Annotated in this window: 18 protein-coding genes and 1 tRNA gene; 13 read left to right on the plus strand and 6 right to left on the minus strand. The window is 60.7% G+C overall.

What is annotated here, in order from left to right:
* Window positions 1-271: 271 nt before the first annotated feature.
* Both ACXAC3_RS14165 and tyrS read left to right on the plus strand, forming a co-directional pair.
* A complete protein-coding gene (locus ACXAC3_RS14165) occupies window positions 272-1,537 on the plus strand; it encodes an MFS transporter (RefSeq protein ID WP_475161311.1) in 1,266 nt (421 codons plus the stop codon).
* A gap of 91 nt (window positions 1,538-1,628) precedes the next feature.
* Complete coding sequence (tyrS, locus tag ACXAC3_RS14170; protein WP_475161314.1) at window positions 1,629-2,873, plus strand: tyrosine--tRNA ligase; 1,245 nt, start codon at window positions 1,629-1,631, stop codon at window positions 2,871-2,873.
* 84 nt (window positions 2,874-2,957) lie between these two features.
* On the opposite strand, the gene ACXAC3_RS14175 is transcribed toward tyrS, so the two are convergent.
* Window positions 2,958-3,890, minus strand: a complete 933-nt coding sequence (locus tag ACXAC3_RS14175; protein ID WP_475161316.1) for a hypothetical protein — start codon at window positions 3,888-3,890, stop codon at window positions 2,958-2,960.
* Window positions 3,891-4,099: 209 nt separating this feature from the next.
* Between ACXAC3_RS14175 and ACXAC3_RS14180 the strand changes: the two genes are divergently transcribed.
* Window positions 4,100-4,855, plus strand: a complete 756-nt coding sequence (locus ACXAC3_RS14180; protein ID WP_475161319.1) for a 3-hydroxyacyl-CoA dehydrogenase — start codon at window positions 4,100-4,102, stop codon at window positions 4,853-4,855.
* A 9-nt stretch (window positions 4,856-4,864) separates the two neighbouring features.
* Window positions 4,865-5,419 (plus strand): sugar O-acetyltransferase, encoded by a 555-nt coding sequence (locus ACXAC3_RS14185; protein ID WP_475161321.1) that lies wholly within the window; start codon window positions 4,865-4,867, stop codon window positions 5,417-5,419.
* On the opposite strand, the gene ACXAC3_RS14190 is transcribed toward ACXAC3_RS14185, so the two are convergent.
* Window positions 5,400-5,738 carry a winged helix-turn-helix transcriptional regulator gene (locus ACXAC3_RS14190; protein WP_475161326.1) on the minus strand — a complete coding sequence of 113 codons (339 nt, stop codon included), beginning with the start codon at window positions 5,736-5,738 and terminating at the stop codon, window positions 5,400-5,402. The two genes, ACXAC3_RS14185 and ACXAC3_RS14190, sit on opposite strands and share 20 nt — an antisense overlap.
* A gap of 123 nt (window positions 5,739-5,861) precedes the next feature.
* On the opposite strand from ACXAC3_RS14190, the gene ACXAC3_RS14195 reads away from it, so the two are divergent.
* A complete protein-coding gene (locus ACXAC3_RS14195) occupies window positions 5,862-6,149 on the plus strand; it encodes a putative quinol monooxygenase (RefSeq protein ID WP_475161327.1) in 288 nt (95 codons plus the stop codon).
* A 47-nt stretch (window positions 6,150-6,196) separates the two neighbouring features.
* On the opposite strand, the gene ACXAC3_RS14200 is transcribed toward ACXAC3_RS14195, so the two are convergent.
* The 3 genes from ACXAC3_RS14200 to ACXAC3_RS14210 all read right to left on the minus strand — a co-directional run bounded on the left by ACXAC3_RS14200 (window position 6,197) and on the right by ACXAC3_RS14210 (window position 9,353).
* Window positions 6,197-8,005 (minus strand): ABC-F family ATP-binding cassette domain-containing protein, encoded by a 1,809-nt coding sequence (locus ACXAC3_RS14200; RefSeq protein WP_475161331.1) that lies wholly within the window; start codon window positions 8,003-8,005, stop codon window positions 6,197-6,199.
* A 41-nt stretch (window positions 8,006-8,046) separates the two neighbouring features.
* Window positions 8,047-8,781: a GNAT family N-acetyltransferase gene (locus ACXAC3_RS14205; RefSeq protein ID WP_475161335.1), complete on the minus strand. Its 735-nt coding sequence runs from the start codon at window positions 8,779-8,781 to the stop codon at window positions 8,047-8,049.
* Between the two features lie 98 nt (window positions 8,782-8,879).
* The gene (locus tag ACXAC3_RS14210; RefSeq protein ID WP_475161337.1) at window positions 8,880-9,353 is read right to left on the minus strand and encodes an outer membrane protein assembly factor BamE; all 474 of its coding nucleotides are present in this window, start codon (window positions 9,351-9,353) and stop codon (window positions 8,880-8,882) included.
* A gap of 84 nt (window positions 9,354-9,437) precedes the next feature.
* Between ACXAC3_RS14210 and ACXAC3_RS14215 the strand changes: the two genes are divergently transcribed.
* The 8 genes from ACXAC3_RS14215 to ACXAC3_RS14250 all read left to right on the plus strand — a co-directional run bounded on the left by ACXAC3_RS14215 (window position 9,438) and on the right by ACXAC3_RS14250 (window position 14,764).
* Window positions 9,438-9,974 (plus strand): YceD family protein, encoded by a 537-nt coding sequence (locus ACXAC3_RS14215; RefSeq protein WP_475161339.1) that lies wholly within the window; start codon window positions 9,438-9,440, stop codon window positions 9,972-9,974.
* Between the two features lie 206 nt (window positions 9,975-10,180).
* Entirely contained in the window at window positions 10,181-10,387 is a 207-nt protein-coding gene (rpmF, locus tag ACXAC3_RS14220; protein WP_068331762.1) for a 50S ribosomal protein L32, read from the plus strand.
* 23 nt (window positions 10,388-10,410) lie between these two features.
* Entirely contained in the window at window positions 10,411-11,499 is a 1,089-nt protein-coding gene (plsX, locus tag ACXAC3_RS14225) for a phosphate acyltransferase PlsX (protein WP_475161345.1), read from the plus strand.
* A gap of 21 nt (window positions 11,500-11,520) precedes the next feature.
* Window positions 11,521-12,492 (plus strand): beta-ketoacyl-ACP synthase III, encoded by a 972-nt coding sequence (locus ACXAC3_RS14230; protein WP_475161348.1) that lies wholly within the window; start codon window positions 11,521-11,523, stop codon window positions 12,490-12,492.
* A gap of 96 nt (window positions 12,493-12,588) precedes the next feature.
* Window positions 12,589-12,891 carry an integration host factor subunit alpha gene (gene ihfA, locus ACXAC3_RS14235; protein ID WP_008755922.1) on the plus strand — a complete coding sequence of 101 codons (303 nt, stop codon included), beginning with the start codon at window positions 12,589-12,591 and terminating at the stop codon, window positions 12,889-12,891.
* A gap of 18 nt (window positions 12,892-12,909) precedes the next feature.
* A complete protein-coding gene (locus ACXAC3_RS14240; protein ID WP_475161350.1) occupies window positions 12,910-13,485 on the plus strand; it encodes a MerR family transcriptional regulator in 576 nt (191 codons plus the stop codon).
* A 61-nt stretch (window positions 13,486-13,546) separates the two neighbouring features.
* Window positions 13,547-13,623 (plus strand) — tRNA-Pro (locus ACXAC3_RS14245).
* A gap of 61 nt (window positions 13,624-13,684) precedes the next feature.
* Window positions 13,685-14,764: a 2'-deoxycytidine 5'-triphosphate deaminase gene (locus tag ACXAC3_RS14250; RefSeq protein ID WP_475161353.1), complete on the plus strand. Its 1,080-nt coding sequence runs from the start codon at window positions 13,685-13,687 to the stop codon at window positions 14,762-14,764.
* Here the strand turns inward: ACXAC3_RS14250 and ACXAC3_RS14255 are convergent, their stop codons facing one another.
* Window positions 14,765-14,998 carry a hypothetical protein gene (locus tag ACXAC3_RS14255; protein ID WP_475161357.1) on the minus strand — a complete coding sequence of 78 codons (234 nt, stop codon included), beginning with the start codon at window positions 14,996-14,998 and terminating at the stop codon, window positions 14,765-14,767. It abuts the gene before it with no gap.
* Window positions 14,999-15,038: the final 40 nt, after the last annotated feature.

A 15,038-nucleotide genomic window follows, 5' to 3' on the forward strand; every position in this document is an offset into this window, starting at 1 on the left:
CCCCGACTTTCCTGCTGGCCCGGTTCACGCTTACCTCATTTGTCTTGTGTACTGCCGCCCGGCTCAACCGGTACGGCGCGCCAAACCTGCCCTTACAACCGGTGGCAACGCAAGCCAGATCGCGCAACCGGGGCGTATTTTGGCGCCGATTGCGCGCATGAAACCACAGGAGCCTTGCGTTGTGTTGTTCGCGACAGTTGCGCGAAATCGCTGCCTGAGTAACCATTACCCCAATCCCACCCGCGAAAATCAGGCGCAACCCAAAACGGCCATGACGGAAACCAGAACACAAAAGCAGCCCTCGGACGGCCGCAACTATCAACTGATCTTCTGGTCCGGCTCGCTGGCGACGATCGGTTCGCAACTGGTGAACCCGAATCTGGTGCTGCCGTTCCTGTATCTTGCGCTGGGGGCACCGACGTTTTTCGCCGGCATGTTGCTGCCTTTCGTGACAGGCTCGCGCCTGATTGCCGAGATTTTCATGTCGCCATTCGTCAACCGGGTGACTCGGGCAAAGCTGGCGGTTTACATCCCCAATATCCTGACCGCAGCGATTTTGGCTGTGGTCGCCCTTTTCGCGACCGGCCTGCCCAAGGTGATGATCGTGCTGTTGTTCCTGATGACGGCGGTGATCATGGGGCTGTGTCAGGGGATTACCAGCCTGGGCACCAGCCAGATCTACGGCATTTCCATCCCCGAAGAAAAGCGCAACCGGATGGTGTTCGCGCAGGCCACCATTTCCGGCATTCTGGCCATTCTTGTCGTCTGGATCACGCGCGACCTGCTGGCCTCGGACCAGCCCATGCAGCGCCACATCGTCGTTCTGTGGTGCGGTGTCTTTGCCATGTTTGCCGCCGGCATCAGCTTTGCCGGCGTCCGCCTGCTGGAAGAGGAACAGGCCCGCACCCCCGGCCCGAAACCGAAACCCAGACCGCTGGCGGAACTGGCAACCGGCTTCAAAACCGGTATGGCCTATTCCTGGTACCGCAAGTTTCTGATGGCGCGCCTGATCTTTGTTTCGGTGGAACTGGCCATGCCGTTCTACACGATCCACGCGGCCACGTTTCATGTCGGCACCAAACACTCCCTCAGCTATTTCGTTATCGCGGCCAGCCTTGGGATGGTGATCGGGTCTGTCCTGTGGGGTTGGCTCAGCGGGCGCATCTCGGTCAAACCGGTAATGTGGCTGGGATGCCTGATCTCGACCCTGTCTGCGGTTCTGGCGCTGGTCTTCACTCTGCTTGGCTACGCGCAGGACGTATGGCTTTACGCGCTGGTCATCCTGCTGCTGTCACTGGGCGGCAACGGGGTGATCTATGGGCGATACCTCTACGTCATCGAAATGACGTCGAAAAAAGAGCGCCCCTATCTTGTTGCGCTTGGCGATGTCAGCGCCGGTCTGGTGGGCATGGTCTTTGCCGCGATCCTTGGCGCGGTGGCGCATCTGCACGATCCGGTGACACCGATTTTCGCCCTTGCGGCCCTGAACCTGCTTGCCATGCTTTTCGCGTTCCGCATGCCACCGACCAAAAGCTGAAACTTGCGCATTTTTCTTGATTAAGGTGGCTTTTCCTTGCCCGGCCCGCCGCCTATACAGTGCCCCGCAACATCAACCCAAAGGGCACGATATGACCTACCACCCCAAATCGGATTTCATCGCCACGATGATCGAGCGCGGCTTTCTCGCCGACTGCACCGATTATCAGGGCCTTGACGACGCGCTGATCAGCGGGGTGCAGACGGCTTATATCGGCTATGACGCCACGGCGCAGTCGCTGCATGTGGGTCACCTGATGAACATCATGGTGCTGCGCTGGCTGCAGAAAACCGGCCACAAGCCGATCACCCTGATGGGCGGCGGAACAACCAAGGTGGGTGACCCTTCGTTCCGGTCGGACGAACGCCCCCTGCTGGGCCCCGACCAGATTGCCGCCAACATCGCAGGGATGCAGAAGGTCTTCGCCAAGTACCTGTCCTATGATGACAGCGAGACCGGCGCGCTGATGCTGAACAATGCCGAGTGGCTGGACAACCTGAACTATCTGGAATTCCTGCGCGATATCGGGCGGCATTTCTCGGTCAACCGGATGCTGTCGTTTGAGTCCGTGAAGTCGCGGCTGGATCGGGAACAGTCGCTGAGCTTCCTCGAATTCAACTACATGATCCTGCAGGCGTATGACTTTCTGGAGCTGAACCGGCGCTATGGCTGCGCGCTGCAGATGGGGGGGTCGGACCAGTGGGGCAATATCGTCAACGGCGTCGATCTGACCCGGCGCGTGCTGGAACACGAGGTCTACGGCCTGACGACGCCGCTGCTGACGACCAGCGACGGGCGCAAGATGGGCAAATCTCAGGGCGGTGCGGTCTGGCTGAACGGCGACATGCTGAGCCCCTATGAATTCTGGCAGTTCTGGCGCAACACGACTGACGCCGATGTCGGCCGGTTCCTGAAGATTTTCACCGAACTGCCCGTTGATGAATGCGACCGTCTGGCCGCGCTGCAAGGGTCCGAGATCAACGAGGCCAAAATCCGCCTTGCCAACGAGGTCACTGCCCTGCTGCACGGGGCCGAAGCCGCGGCAACCGCCGAAGCCACCGCCCGCGAAGTTTTTGAAAAAGGCGGTGTTGGGGGCGATCTTCCGACCGTGACCCTGTCTGTGGATGACCTGCCGGCCTCGATCGTTCAGCTGATTGTCAAAACGGGTCTGGCAAAATCCGGCAAAGAGGCCAAGCGTCTGATCGCCGAGAACGGCGCCAGACTGGACGACGCACCGCTGACAGATGCGGGGCTCATGATCGACGCAGGCGCGCTGTCGTCACCGATAAAACTGAGCGCCGGGAAAAAGCGCCACGCTCTGGTTCAGTTGGGCTAGCAAACACCCGATCAACACGCTGACGGCCACCCGATTGGGTGGCCGTTTTCCGTTCTGACGCTGTGCCGGCGCGGCGCGCTGGGTTTAACGATTGCCGCCTTTACCACCACCGTGACCGCCCTTGCCGCCGCCTTTACCGTCGCCGCCCTTGCCGCCACCTTTGCCGTCGCCGCCCTTGCCGCCACCTTTGCCGTCGCCGCCCTTGCCGCCACCTTTGCCGTCGCCGCCTTTGCCGCCACCTTTGCCGTCGCCATTACTGCCGCCGTTTCCGTGGCCGCCGCCGCCGTTGCCAGAGCCGTTGCCGTGACCGTTATTTCCTCCGCCGTTTCCGGTGCCCGGACCCGATCCGCCGTTGTTGCCGCCGCCGTTTCCGTTATTCCCACCGTTTCCGTTTCCATTGCCCGGGCCGCCATTGTTGCCGCCATTGCCGCCGCCGTTGCCCGGTCCGCCGCCCCCGTTACCGGGACCACCGCCGCCATCGCCAGGACCGCCCCCATTTCCGGGGTCACCACCGCCACCGTTACCGGGGTCGCCGCCACCATCACCGGGACCACCACCGTCACCGGGGTCGCCGCCGCCGTCACCGGGACCGCCACCACCGTCACCGGGATTTCCGCCTCCGCCGCCACCGCTGCCGCCACCAGAACCCGATCCGCCTCCGCTACCCGGATCGACCTGCGAAAGCTGCTCGCTGCTGCGGTTTTCTCCGGGCGTTCCCGACGTGCTGATTGACCCGGTCGGCTGATCTGTCAGCAGCGCGGCCAATCCGGGGCATTGCGCGCTGGTATTGCGCAATGTCGTTGCGAAATCCGACCTGCTTTGCAGCCGCTCCAAAAAGCTTGGGGTTACATGGGTGCATTCGCACATCGTAGCGTAATCGCCGCGATTTGCGGCGTCCCGCGCGGTTTTCCAGTTACATATCTCGGGCGCAGAAGCAGCGGCTCCACCGGCCGTCACGATCGCCAGAACGGGCGCTGCGACCAACGCGGGAATTCCAACTTTGACACTCTTGACCATACCATTTCTCTCCTTGTCCGGCGTCTGTGAGACGCGTCAAATCACTGGTCTCGATGTGAGACCTGCGCATTAAGCAACGCTGAAGATCACCTGAGAAAACCTTGAGAAACGGCATTAGCCCCCATTATCGCGTGTCAATTTTGTGGACAGGATCGCAACTTCCGGATTAAATGAACATACGTTCATATCCCGAAAAGAAGGATCCCGCCATGCAACTCACCACCACTGCTGCGGTCATAACCGGCGGCGCGTCGGGTCTGGGCGAAGCCACCGCCTGCCATTTCGCCGACCAGGGCGCACAGGTCACCATCCTCGATCGCGATGCCGAGCGCGGCGCACAGGTTGCCGCGGATATCGGCGGCCATTTCGCGCAAACGGATGTGACAAACGAGGAGTCGGTGAAGGCGGCCATCGCGCATGCGATGGACAGGATGGGCCGGATTACCGCTACCGTGAACTGCGCCGGAATCGCCTATGGCATCAAAACGGTGGGCAAGGACGGCCCCCACCCGCTGGACGCGTTTCAGCGCACCATCGACATCAACCTGGTCGGTACGTTCAACGTGTCACGCCTGGCGGCGGCCGAAATGGCAAAAAACGAACCGGAACCGGACGGTGCGCGCGGGGTGATCATCAACACCGCCTCGATCGCCGCCTTCGATGGACAAAAAGGTCAGGCGGCCTATGCGGCGTCAAAAGGCGGTGTGGTGGGCATGACCCTGCCAATGGCCCGCGATCTGGCCTCGACCGGTATCCGGGTTATGGCGATTGCGCCCGGAATTTTCATGACCCCGATGCTGGCCGGTCTGCCGGAAGAAGTTCAGCAGCAACTGGCCGCCGACGTTCCCAACCCGGCCCGCCTTGGCGATCCGCACGAATACGGGCGGCTGGCCGGGTTCATCGTTGAAATGGGCTATCTGAACGGAGAGGTCATCCGGATCGACGGTGCCCTGCGCATGCGTTAGACCTTGCCCATGACCGAGCGCGAGAAGATGAAAGCCGGCGAGTGGTATTGCTGTCTTGACCCCGAACTGGATGCGCTGCGCGCGCAGGCGCGCCGTGCCGTTCACGCCTATAACACCTGCCCACCTGATGACCGGGGGCAAATCGCGCCTGAACTGGCGGCGCTGTTTGCCGATATCGGACAGGATTGTTTTGTCGAGGTCCCGTTTCACTGCGCCTACGGGATGAACCTGTCGCTGGGCGACCGGGTCTATCTTAACGCGGGTTGCGTGGTGCTGGACACGGCACCGGTGCGCATCGGCAGCGACACGATGCTTGGCCCGACGGTGCAAATCTACTGCGCCGAACATGCCAAGGACCCGACCTTGCGCGCGCAGGGGCTTGAGGTCGCGCATCCGGTTACGATCGGGAATAATGTCTGGGTCGGGGGCGGTGCGATCCTCATGCCGGGTGTTACCATCGGCGATCACGCCATTATTGGCGCCGGCAGCATCGTCACCAGGGACGTCGCGCCTGGTGAAACAGTTGTCGGCAATCCGGCCCGCCCTATTCAGCCGCGCCCATGACCCGGGTCTGCCCCCATTCCGCCAGCGCTTCGATCACCGGGCGCAGCGCCAGCCCCTTATCTGTAAGGCTGTATTCGACCTTGGGCGGTACCTCGGGATAGACCTTTCGATAAACGATTCCGTCCACTTCAAGTTCGCGAAGCTGTTTGGTCAGGCTGCGCTGGGTCACTGTTCCCAGCGCCCGCGACAGGGCGTTGAACCGCATCGTTCCGCCCAGAAGGTGGTAGATCACCAGACCTTTCCACTTGCCTGCAATCTGTTCCAGACCGGCCTCGACCGGACATCCACCGCTGCAGTCATACCTGTCGAACCGATCCATAAGACACCCCCATTTGGACAGTATACACATGATGTGTAATGGCACAAATAGTGCGTACTTGCGTGAATTACAGCTATGTCACATATCCGGGGTCATCGCAATCTGAACCCCGAAGGACAGACCATGACCCTGACCATCCTCGCCCAGATCACCGCCGAACCCGGCAAGGAAGACCTTGTGCGCGCCGAGCTGGAAAAGCTCATCCCGATTACCCGCGCTGAAGAAGGTTGCCTGCAATACGACCTGCATGTCGACAACTCCAACCCCGGCTTCTTTGTTTTCTATGAGAACTGGCGGAGCCGCGAATTGTGGCAAACCCACATGAATGCGCCTCACCTGGCCGCCTATATGGAAGCCACCGACGGCGCGGTTGCTGCATTCACGCTGAATGAGATGTCGGGCATCGGGTAACGCATCAGCCCGAGGGCGGAACCGCCGCCGCGACTGCGGATGCGCAATCAGCCGCCCTCGGCCTTTTCCTCTAGCGTCAGCCATTCTTCCTCGGCCGCTGTCAGTTTCTCCTGCCGCTCAACCAAGGCTTCTGTCGCCTTCTGAAACTTGACCGGCTCGCGGGTGAACAGATCCGGATCGGACATAAGCTCTTCCAGCTTGCCGATTTCCGCCTCAAGCCGTGCAATTTCGGCGGGCAGCTTATCCAGACGGTGTTTTTCCGAGAAGGAAAGGCCCGGCTTTGATTGGCTTTCCTGCTTTACTTTCGGTTTAGAAGCCTTTGTCTTTTCAACCTTATTTTCCGCCAAATCGCCCCGCTGAGCGATATAGTCAGACCATCCGCCTGCATAGACGGTCGCGCGGCCATTGCCTTCCATCGCAATGGTCGTCGTGGCAACGCGATCCAGAAAATCGCGGTCGTGACTGACCAGCAGAACGGTACCGTCATAGTCGTCCAGCAACTCCTGCAAGAGGTCCAGCGTCTCGACATCGAGGTCATTCGTAGGTTCGTCCAGCACCAGAAGATTCGAGGGTCTGGCCATCAGCTTGGCCAGCAACAGCCGCGCTTTTTCCCCGCCGGACAGGGACTTGACCGCCGCCCTTGCCTGACGCTCGTCGAACAGAAATTCCTTGAGGTATCCGACCACGTGCTTGGGATGGCCCCCGACCATCACCTGATCCGCCTTGCCCGACACTCGCATCTCGGGGTCTCCGGTCAGGCTGTCCCACAGGGACATCTCGGGGTCCAGTTGCGCGCGGCTCTGATCAAAGACCGCGATTTCGAGGTTGGTGCCCAGCGTTACCGTGCCTTCATCCGGTTCGACTTGCCCAAGAAGCATCTTCAACAACGTGGTCTTGCCGACACCATTGGGGCCGACAAAAGCCACCCGGTCACCGCGCTGCGCCAAAAGATCGAAGTTTCGCACGATCTGCTGTGCATCAAATGACTTTGACAAGCCCTTGGCTTCAATCACTTTTCGCCCGGATTTCGGGCCCGACTCCAGCGCCATTGCGGCCGAGCCCTGACGTTTGATTTGCGCCGCTTTTTCTGCCCGCAAAGCCTGCAAAGCGCGCACCCGGCCCTGATTGCGCTTGCGACGCGCGCTGATGCCTTCCACCGCCCACCGGGCCTCGGACTGGATCAGGCGGTTCAGCTTATGCCTCTGCTGATCTTCTTCTTCCCAAACTTTGTCGCGCCAGGTTTCGAACGCAGCGAACCCCTGCTCCTGCCGACGCACCGCGCCGCGGTCGATCCACAGCGTTGCACGGGTCAGGGCACGCAGAAAGGCGCGGTCATGTGAGATCAGCACAAACGCCGCCCGTGTGGCTCCCAACTCTCGTTCCATCCAGGCGATGGCCTCGATATCCAGATGGTTGGTCGGCTCGTCCAGCAGCATCAGGTCGGGCGCCTCGGCCATCAGCTTGGCCAGCGCCGCGCGCCGCCGTTCCCCGCCCGAGGCCGTGTCGACCGCGCGGGACGGGTCGAATTTCAGCCCTTCGCCAGCCCGCTCGACCTTATAGAGTTCGCCCGGCTCCAACCCGCTCGAAGCATAGTCGCCGAGTGTGGCAAACCCCTCCATTCCGGGGTCCTGCTCCATGTAACCTACTGACTTTCCAGGCGGAACAACGATGTCGCCATGATCGGGCTCAACCAGCCCGGCCATCACTTTCATCAAGGTGGATTTGCCCGAGCCGTTGCGCCCAACCAGCGCAACGCGGTCACCCGGCTGCACCACCAGATCCAGCTCGGAGAACACCGGATCACCCCCGAAGGTCAGGGAAATGCCGGACATCTGCAACAAAGGAATTCTCGCCATGTCCGCCAGCTAAACCGGCAGGCGCAGGGCGTCAACGGCGATTACCCGGCCACAGACCGCAACAGCCGTTTGCGTGCGGGGGGAATCGCCCCGATCTCCAACCCGGTGAACACATGCAGCGTGTTCATGTGCCGGTCGACCACCGCATGGTCGCTGACCCAGCCCCCCATCATCAGATAGGTGCGCAGCAAGGGCGGCATCCGCAGCATCGCCTTTTTGGCGTCAGGCCGGCGGCGCAAACGGGCCGCAAAACGAAACACGTCTGGCGCCTTGACCCGTGGTAACCAGCGTTTGGGGGCAAGGTGCCTGTGTTTCAGCATTGCAAACGCGTCCAGATATTCCGACGTCTCGGTCCCCGCGAAAGACGAACAGCCAAACAGCATTTCAACGCCGTTCTGATCCACGTATGAGGTCATGGCGCCCCAAGCGACGCGCAGAATGTCCGGGTCTGTCCAGTCCGGGTGCACGCAGAACCGCCCCATTTCAACCATCCGCCCGCCGAAACCCTCCAGCGCCGAAAGATCATAGAACTGGGCCGAGTAGCTGCGGCCGATTTCACCGCCATTCTCCATGGTCAGCATCCGGAAACAGCAGACCAACCGTCCGCCTTCGCGCATATCTTCGACCAGAATATGAGCGCAGACCGGGTCGAATTCGTCCTGATCGGTCTGTTCCGTTCCAAACGCCAGCGTCCGCAGGCGTTGTGCGGACACGACATCCTGTGGCGTCCGCGCCAGCCGCGCGCGATATCGGCCTTTGCCAAGCAATAGTGCCATGGTCGCATCCTCCGGGGTTGCTGACCCGAGTCATCTTGCCGTGTCCCTACCACAAGACGTGTGACTGTCCTGTGAACATAACAAGATCTGGCTGCAAATTAATTGGCGCCGGGGATATTGGCCGGGTTGAAGTTGCCGATATTGCCAAGGATCTGACGCAGGAAGCCCTGATTTTCGATCGTCAACTCGGTCACGCGGCGATCCAGCTGCACGACCACGCCGTCCTCAAGACCGAACCGTTCGATATTGCGCACGACCCCGCGGTCATCAAAGCTGATTGCGACCAGCTCGCGCGAGACCACTTCGGGCCGTTTGGGGCCATAATGGCGAATGCGCGAGCGCACGTAATAGAACCCGGAATCGCGCACCACGCCAGAGGAACTGGGCGCGCCAACGGCCTCAACCACGGTGTCGCGGTTATCGACGCCCACCTTGATCTCAGCCAGATCCTCAGGCGTCGGGACATATCCGTGATTCTTGAAGACCGGCGAGCACGCGGCGGCAACTGCCAGACAGGCCGCAAAGACAAGCGTTTTCGACGCTGGTTTCAACCCGTTCACAACCTTCAACATTTACACCCTCTTGCCTTGGACCCTTGCGGCCCCTATCCGATTACAGAAACCGCAGCCCCGGTTCAACACAGGAAAGGGTCACGAATGAGCAACCAGACATCTCTGCGGGTGGCCGACCTGCCCCAAAACGCGCCTACACCCTTCGATCTGCGCCCTGATGCCAAGGGCCTGGACGCAATCAGAGCGGATCTGGACCTTCTGGGCCTGCGCAAGCTCAGCTTTGTGGGTGACGTAAGGGCACAAGGCAAGCGTGACTGGATATTGAAAGGCAAACTGGGGGCCACGGTGATTCAGCCCTGTGTCGTGACGCTGGAACCGGTCACCACGCGGATCGACATCCCGGTAACCCGTGTCTTTCTGGCCGATTGGCAGGACCCCGATGTGCCCGAGTTCGAAATCCCCGAGGGAGACGAGACCGAAAAGCTTGGCGCGGAAATCGACCCCGCCCTTGTCATGACCGAGGCGCTGTCTCTGGCCCTGCCGCAATATCCGCGCAAGGACGGCGCGGAGCTGGGTCAGGCCGACTATACCGAACCAGGCAAGCAGGCGATGACAGACGAGGACGTCAAGCCGTTTGCCGGGCTGGCGGGATTGCGCGACGCGTTGAAAAAAGACGAGTGACATAGGTCTGTTTTCCTGTCATAGCAGGCGCTCAGAAAAATCGCTTGAACATGTCGAGAATCGCAGTATTTTCGCGCGCTCATCGGAATTTGGGTTGGACATTGCGGGGCTCGTCCCCTAAACGCGCGTCAAACCACGAGAAAAACGAAGAATGAAACCCGGCCCGCAGCGAATTTGCTGGCCCTTAGTAGACAAAGGTTGAGACCATGGCCGTCCAACAGAACAAAGTTTCCAAGTCGCGTCGCAACAACCGCCGCGCACACGACGCTCTGGTTGCTGCAAACCCGAACGAATGCCCGAACTGCGGCGAGCTGAAGCGCCCGCACCACGTCTGCGCAGCCTGCGGCCACTATGATGACCGCGAAGTCGTCGCTCAGGCCGACGAAATCGACCTGGACGAAGACGCGGCCTAAGCCTTTAAAAGCGCAGGCCAGGCATGACAGAACAGCCCACGCAAACCGGACGGATTACAATTTCGGTTGACGCTATGGGCGGAGATTCGGGGCCCGCTACTGTTGTGGCGGGCATTGCCAAATCGGCAAACAAGAACCCCGACATCGCGTTCATCCTGCACGGGCCTGAACAGGTACTGAGCAAACTTGTCGCCAAACGGCGTGTCCTGCAGGGGCGCGTCGTTTTTCGTGATTGCCCCGACGTGGTCACGATGGAGGACAAGCCCAGCCAGGTTGTCCGCAGCGGCAAGCAGACCTCGATGTGGTCGGCGCTGGAATCGGTGCGTCAGGGCGAAGCGCATGGCGCCGTTTCCTGCGGCAATACCGGCGCGCTGATGGCGCTGTCGATGATGCGGTTGCGCAAATTGCCGGGTGTGAACCGCCCGGCGATTGCGATTCTGTGGCCGTCACGCAACCCGCAGGGGTTCAACGTGATGCTGGACGTAGGCGCGGATGTGCGCGCCGACGCCAAGGACCTGCTGCAATTTGCGCTGATGGGTGCGTCCTATGCCCGTAACGGTATGGCGCTGGAACGTCCGCGTATCGGTCTGCTCAACGTCGGCACCGAAGAACACAAGGGCCGCGCCGAGCTTAAAGAAGCCCACGCGATGATCGCGGATTTCGCGGAGCCTGCGAATTTCGATTTTGTAGGGTTCGTCGAAGGCAGCGATATTCCCGGCGACAAGGCCGATGTCATTGTTACCGATGGGTTTACCGGCAATGTCGCCATCAAGACCGGCGAAGGCACCGCCAGCCTGATCGGGGACCTGTTGCGCGAGGCGTTCAAATATTCGCCGCTGTCCCGTCTAGCCTCGGTCCTTGCGATCACATCGTTGCAGCGCCTGAAAAAACGCATCGACCCGCGCCGTGTTAACGGCGGGGTTTTCCTTGGCCTCAACGGCACCGTCGTCAAATCGCATGGCGGCGCCGACGCGACCGGAGTTTCAGCGGCAGTCAAGCTGGCCTTTACCCTGGCCCAGTCGGGATTTGCCGAAAAATTGGCGGCACGGGTTGCATCGACAGCCGAGCTTGCACAAGATGCCGCCCACGCGCCGCCAAAGGCGGGCGAATAACAAAAAAGGCAGTACCCCAGCATGGCAGGCCGTTCAGTTGTAGTAGGTGTCGGACATTATTTGCCAGAGCGCATCGTTCCGAATGCTGAGTTTGAAAAGACGCTCGATACGTCGGATGAGTGGATCAGAACCCGCTCGGGTATCGAACGGCGCCACTTTGCCGCCGACGGGGAAACCACGTCGGATCTTGCCACGAACGCGGCCGAGGCCGCGCTGGCCGATGCGGGGCTGACGTCAGAAGACATCGACGCCATCGTTCTGGCAACGTCGACTGCTGATCTGACCTTCCCTTCTGCCGCGACGATGGTTCAGGCGCGTCTGGGCATGACGAAAGGCTTCGCCTTTGACGTACAAGCCGTTTGCGCCGGGTTCGTTTTCGCGCTGAGCAATGCAAATGCGCTGATCCTGTCCGGTCAGGCCAAACGCGTCCTGGTTATAGGGGCCGAGACATTCTCGCGAATCATGGACTGGTCGGACCGGTCCACATGCGTTCTGTTCGGTGACGGCGCCGGCGCGCTGGTGCTCGAAGGACAGGACGGTGAAGGCACCGCGCAGGATCGCGGTATCCTAGCAACCGACCTGAACTCGGACGGGCGGTACAAGGACCTTCTCTATGTGGATGGGGGCGTCTCGACCCAGTCGACCGGCCATCTGCGGATGCAGGGCAATCAGGTCTTCCGCCATGCGGTTGAAAAGCTTACCAAAACGGCGGAAACTGCATTGCAGAACGCGGGCTTGACCAGTGCCGATGTGGACTGGATCGTGCCACATCAGGCAAATATCCGTATTATTCAGGGCACTGCCAAGAAAATGGGCCTGCCGATGGAAAACGTGGTCGTCACCGTTCAGGATCACGGCAATACCTCGGCCGCATCCATTCCGCTCGCCCTGTCCGTTGCCAAACAGCGTGGTCAGATCAAACAGGGCGACCTGATCGTGACCGAAGCCATCGGTGGCGGGTTGGCCTGGGGCTCGGTTGTCCTGCGCTGGTAACCGGCGCAATTCGGCTTACACACACAGCCGCAATTCATTGATATTGACAGCGAATTTCCCGCCACCATATGCTCTGGTATCAACAGGGGAAATGGCATGGGCGATAAAACACTGACCAGAATGGATCTGAGCGAGGCCGTCTTTCGTGAGGTTGGCCTGTCACGCAACGAAAGCGCGCAGCTGGTTGAAAGCGTTCTGAACCATATGTCGGACGCGCTGGTTCGTGGCGAACAGGTCAAGATTTCTTCTTTTGGGACCTTCAGTGTTCGTGACAAAACCGCCCGTATCGGCCGTAACCCCAAGACCGGCGAAGAGGTTCCGATTCAGCCCCGCCGGGTTCTGACCTTCCGCCCGTCGCATCTGATGAAGGATCGCGTCGCCGCAGGGAACCGCAAGTAAGATCAGGACGGCACGGTCATGAGCAAGTCCCCCGACGCCTTTCGCACGATCAGTGAAGTAGCGGATTGGCTGGGCGTTCAGGCTCATGTGCTGCGATTCTGGGAAAGCCGATTCAGTCAGGTCAAACCCGTGAAACGCGCCGGCGGTCGGCGATATTACCGGCCCAACGACATGCGCTTGCTGGGCGGCATCAAGAAACTGCTGCACGAAGATGGCATCACGATCAAAGGCGTCCAACGCATCCTGCGCGAGCAAGGCGTGGCGCATGTCGCCTCGCTGTCGCAGAGCCTTGAGGACGCGGTCGAGCCTGCTCCGTCGCCAAATGACAGTGTGGTTGTGCCATTTTCGGCCAAGCCTGCCCCTGCAAGTGAACAGATTGATCTGGACCTGGGTGAAGCCAAGCCAGCGACCGCGCCGGCCGCGCCACAAAGCCCAGAACCGGAATACCTGGACGAAAGCCCCTTGCTGGGCGGAATCGCCACGCAGGCCTGGAACCGGACCGATTTTGACGACCAGTTGCTGCGGCAGATTGCGCCGGTGGCAAAAGACCTGCGCGCCGTTCTTGACCGGATCGAAAACCGAACGGCGGGATAAGAAAAAAGGCGATGATTTCCTCTTGCCCCCGCCGGGAAAGTCTTTATGAACACTCCAACGTCGGGCTATGGCGCAGCCTGGTAGCGCGTCCGTCTGGGGGACGGAAGGTCGCAGGTTCGAGTCCTGCTAGCCCGACCAAATCACACCGACGTTTATGGCACACAGGCCAGATCCCGCTCTGGCATCAGGGGGGATCGGAATGACCGGCGTATGCCCGAACCAGCAGATCGAAGGCATGATTGCACGCGGTGAGATCACCGCCAGCCCCGAAGTCATCCCCGCACAGGTCCAGCCCGCCAGCCTTGATTTACGTCTGGGTACAGTGGCTTACCGGGTTCGCGCATCGTTTCTGGCAGGCGAAAGCCGGTCGGTCGCGGATCGTCTGGCCGAGTTTGAGATGCACCGCATCGACATCACCGATGGCGCGGTTCTGGAGAAGGGTTGCGTCTATCTGGTGCCGCTGATGGAATTGCTCGCCCTGCCGAACAGCGTGACTGCCGTGGCCAATGCCAAAAGCTCAACCGGACGGCTCGATCTGCTGACCCGCACGATCACCGATGGCGGAACCGAGTTCGACAGGGTGCCCGCAGGCTATACCGGCCCGCTTTATGCCGAAATCTGTCCGCGTTCCTTCTCGGTGCTGGTCCGTCCGGGGATGCGGCTGAACCAGATCAGGTTCCGGCAGGGTCAGGCTGTTCTCAGCGATGGCGAACTCACCGCGCTGCATTCCCAGTCGCCGCTGGTCGATGGCCCCGCCGTCATTCAGGACGGGCTTGGGTTTTCGGTTGATCTGCAACTGCCCGATACCGACCTTGTCGGCTATCGCGCAAAACCACATACCGGCGTGATTGATCTGGACCGGATCGGCGAATACGACCCACAGGAATACTGGGAAGAGGTGCGCACCACCGACGGCCGCATCATTCTGGACCCCGGCGCGTTCTATATTCTGGTCAGCCGTGAAGCGGTACATATCCCGCCCATGTACGCGGCCGAAATGGCCCCCTATCTGGCAATGGTCGGCGAATTCCGGGTTCACTACGCCGGCTTTTTCGATCCCGGTTTCGGCCATGCAGAGGCCGGCGGCACCGGCTCGCGCGGCGTGCTGGAGGTTCGCTGCCACGAGGCACCCTTTGTGCTGGAGCACGGTCAGGTCGTCGGACGGCTGGTCTATGAGAAGATGGCCGAAATGCCCACGCAGCTATATGGCGCGGGCATCGCGTCGAACTATCAGGGACAGGGGCTGAAACTGTCCAAGCATTTCAAAGCGGTCGGCTGATCAGAATTTCATGAACCGGCGCATCTGGCGGGTCATCCGCTGCGCCTGCTTCATGCTTGGGGCGTGGTGGCCCGTATTGCGTTGCTCCGCGTTAGAAGGGCTGGACGCAGGCGCATTCGTGTCCGATTTGCGCCCCATGCGGCTTGCCATGTCAAAGCCCTTGTCGACACCCTTTGTCACAAGACGCCGCATGACCTGACGCACAATCATGTCGATGATCCGATTGGCATTCATTGCACAACTCCGTTTCCTGACCTCAACATACGTGAAATAT

The organism is Ruegeria sp. ABV4_181 (genome assembly GCF_056158465.1).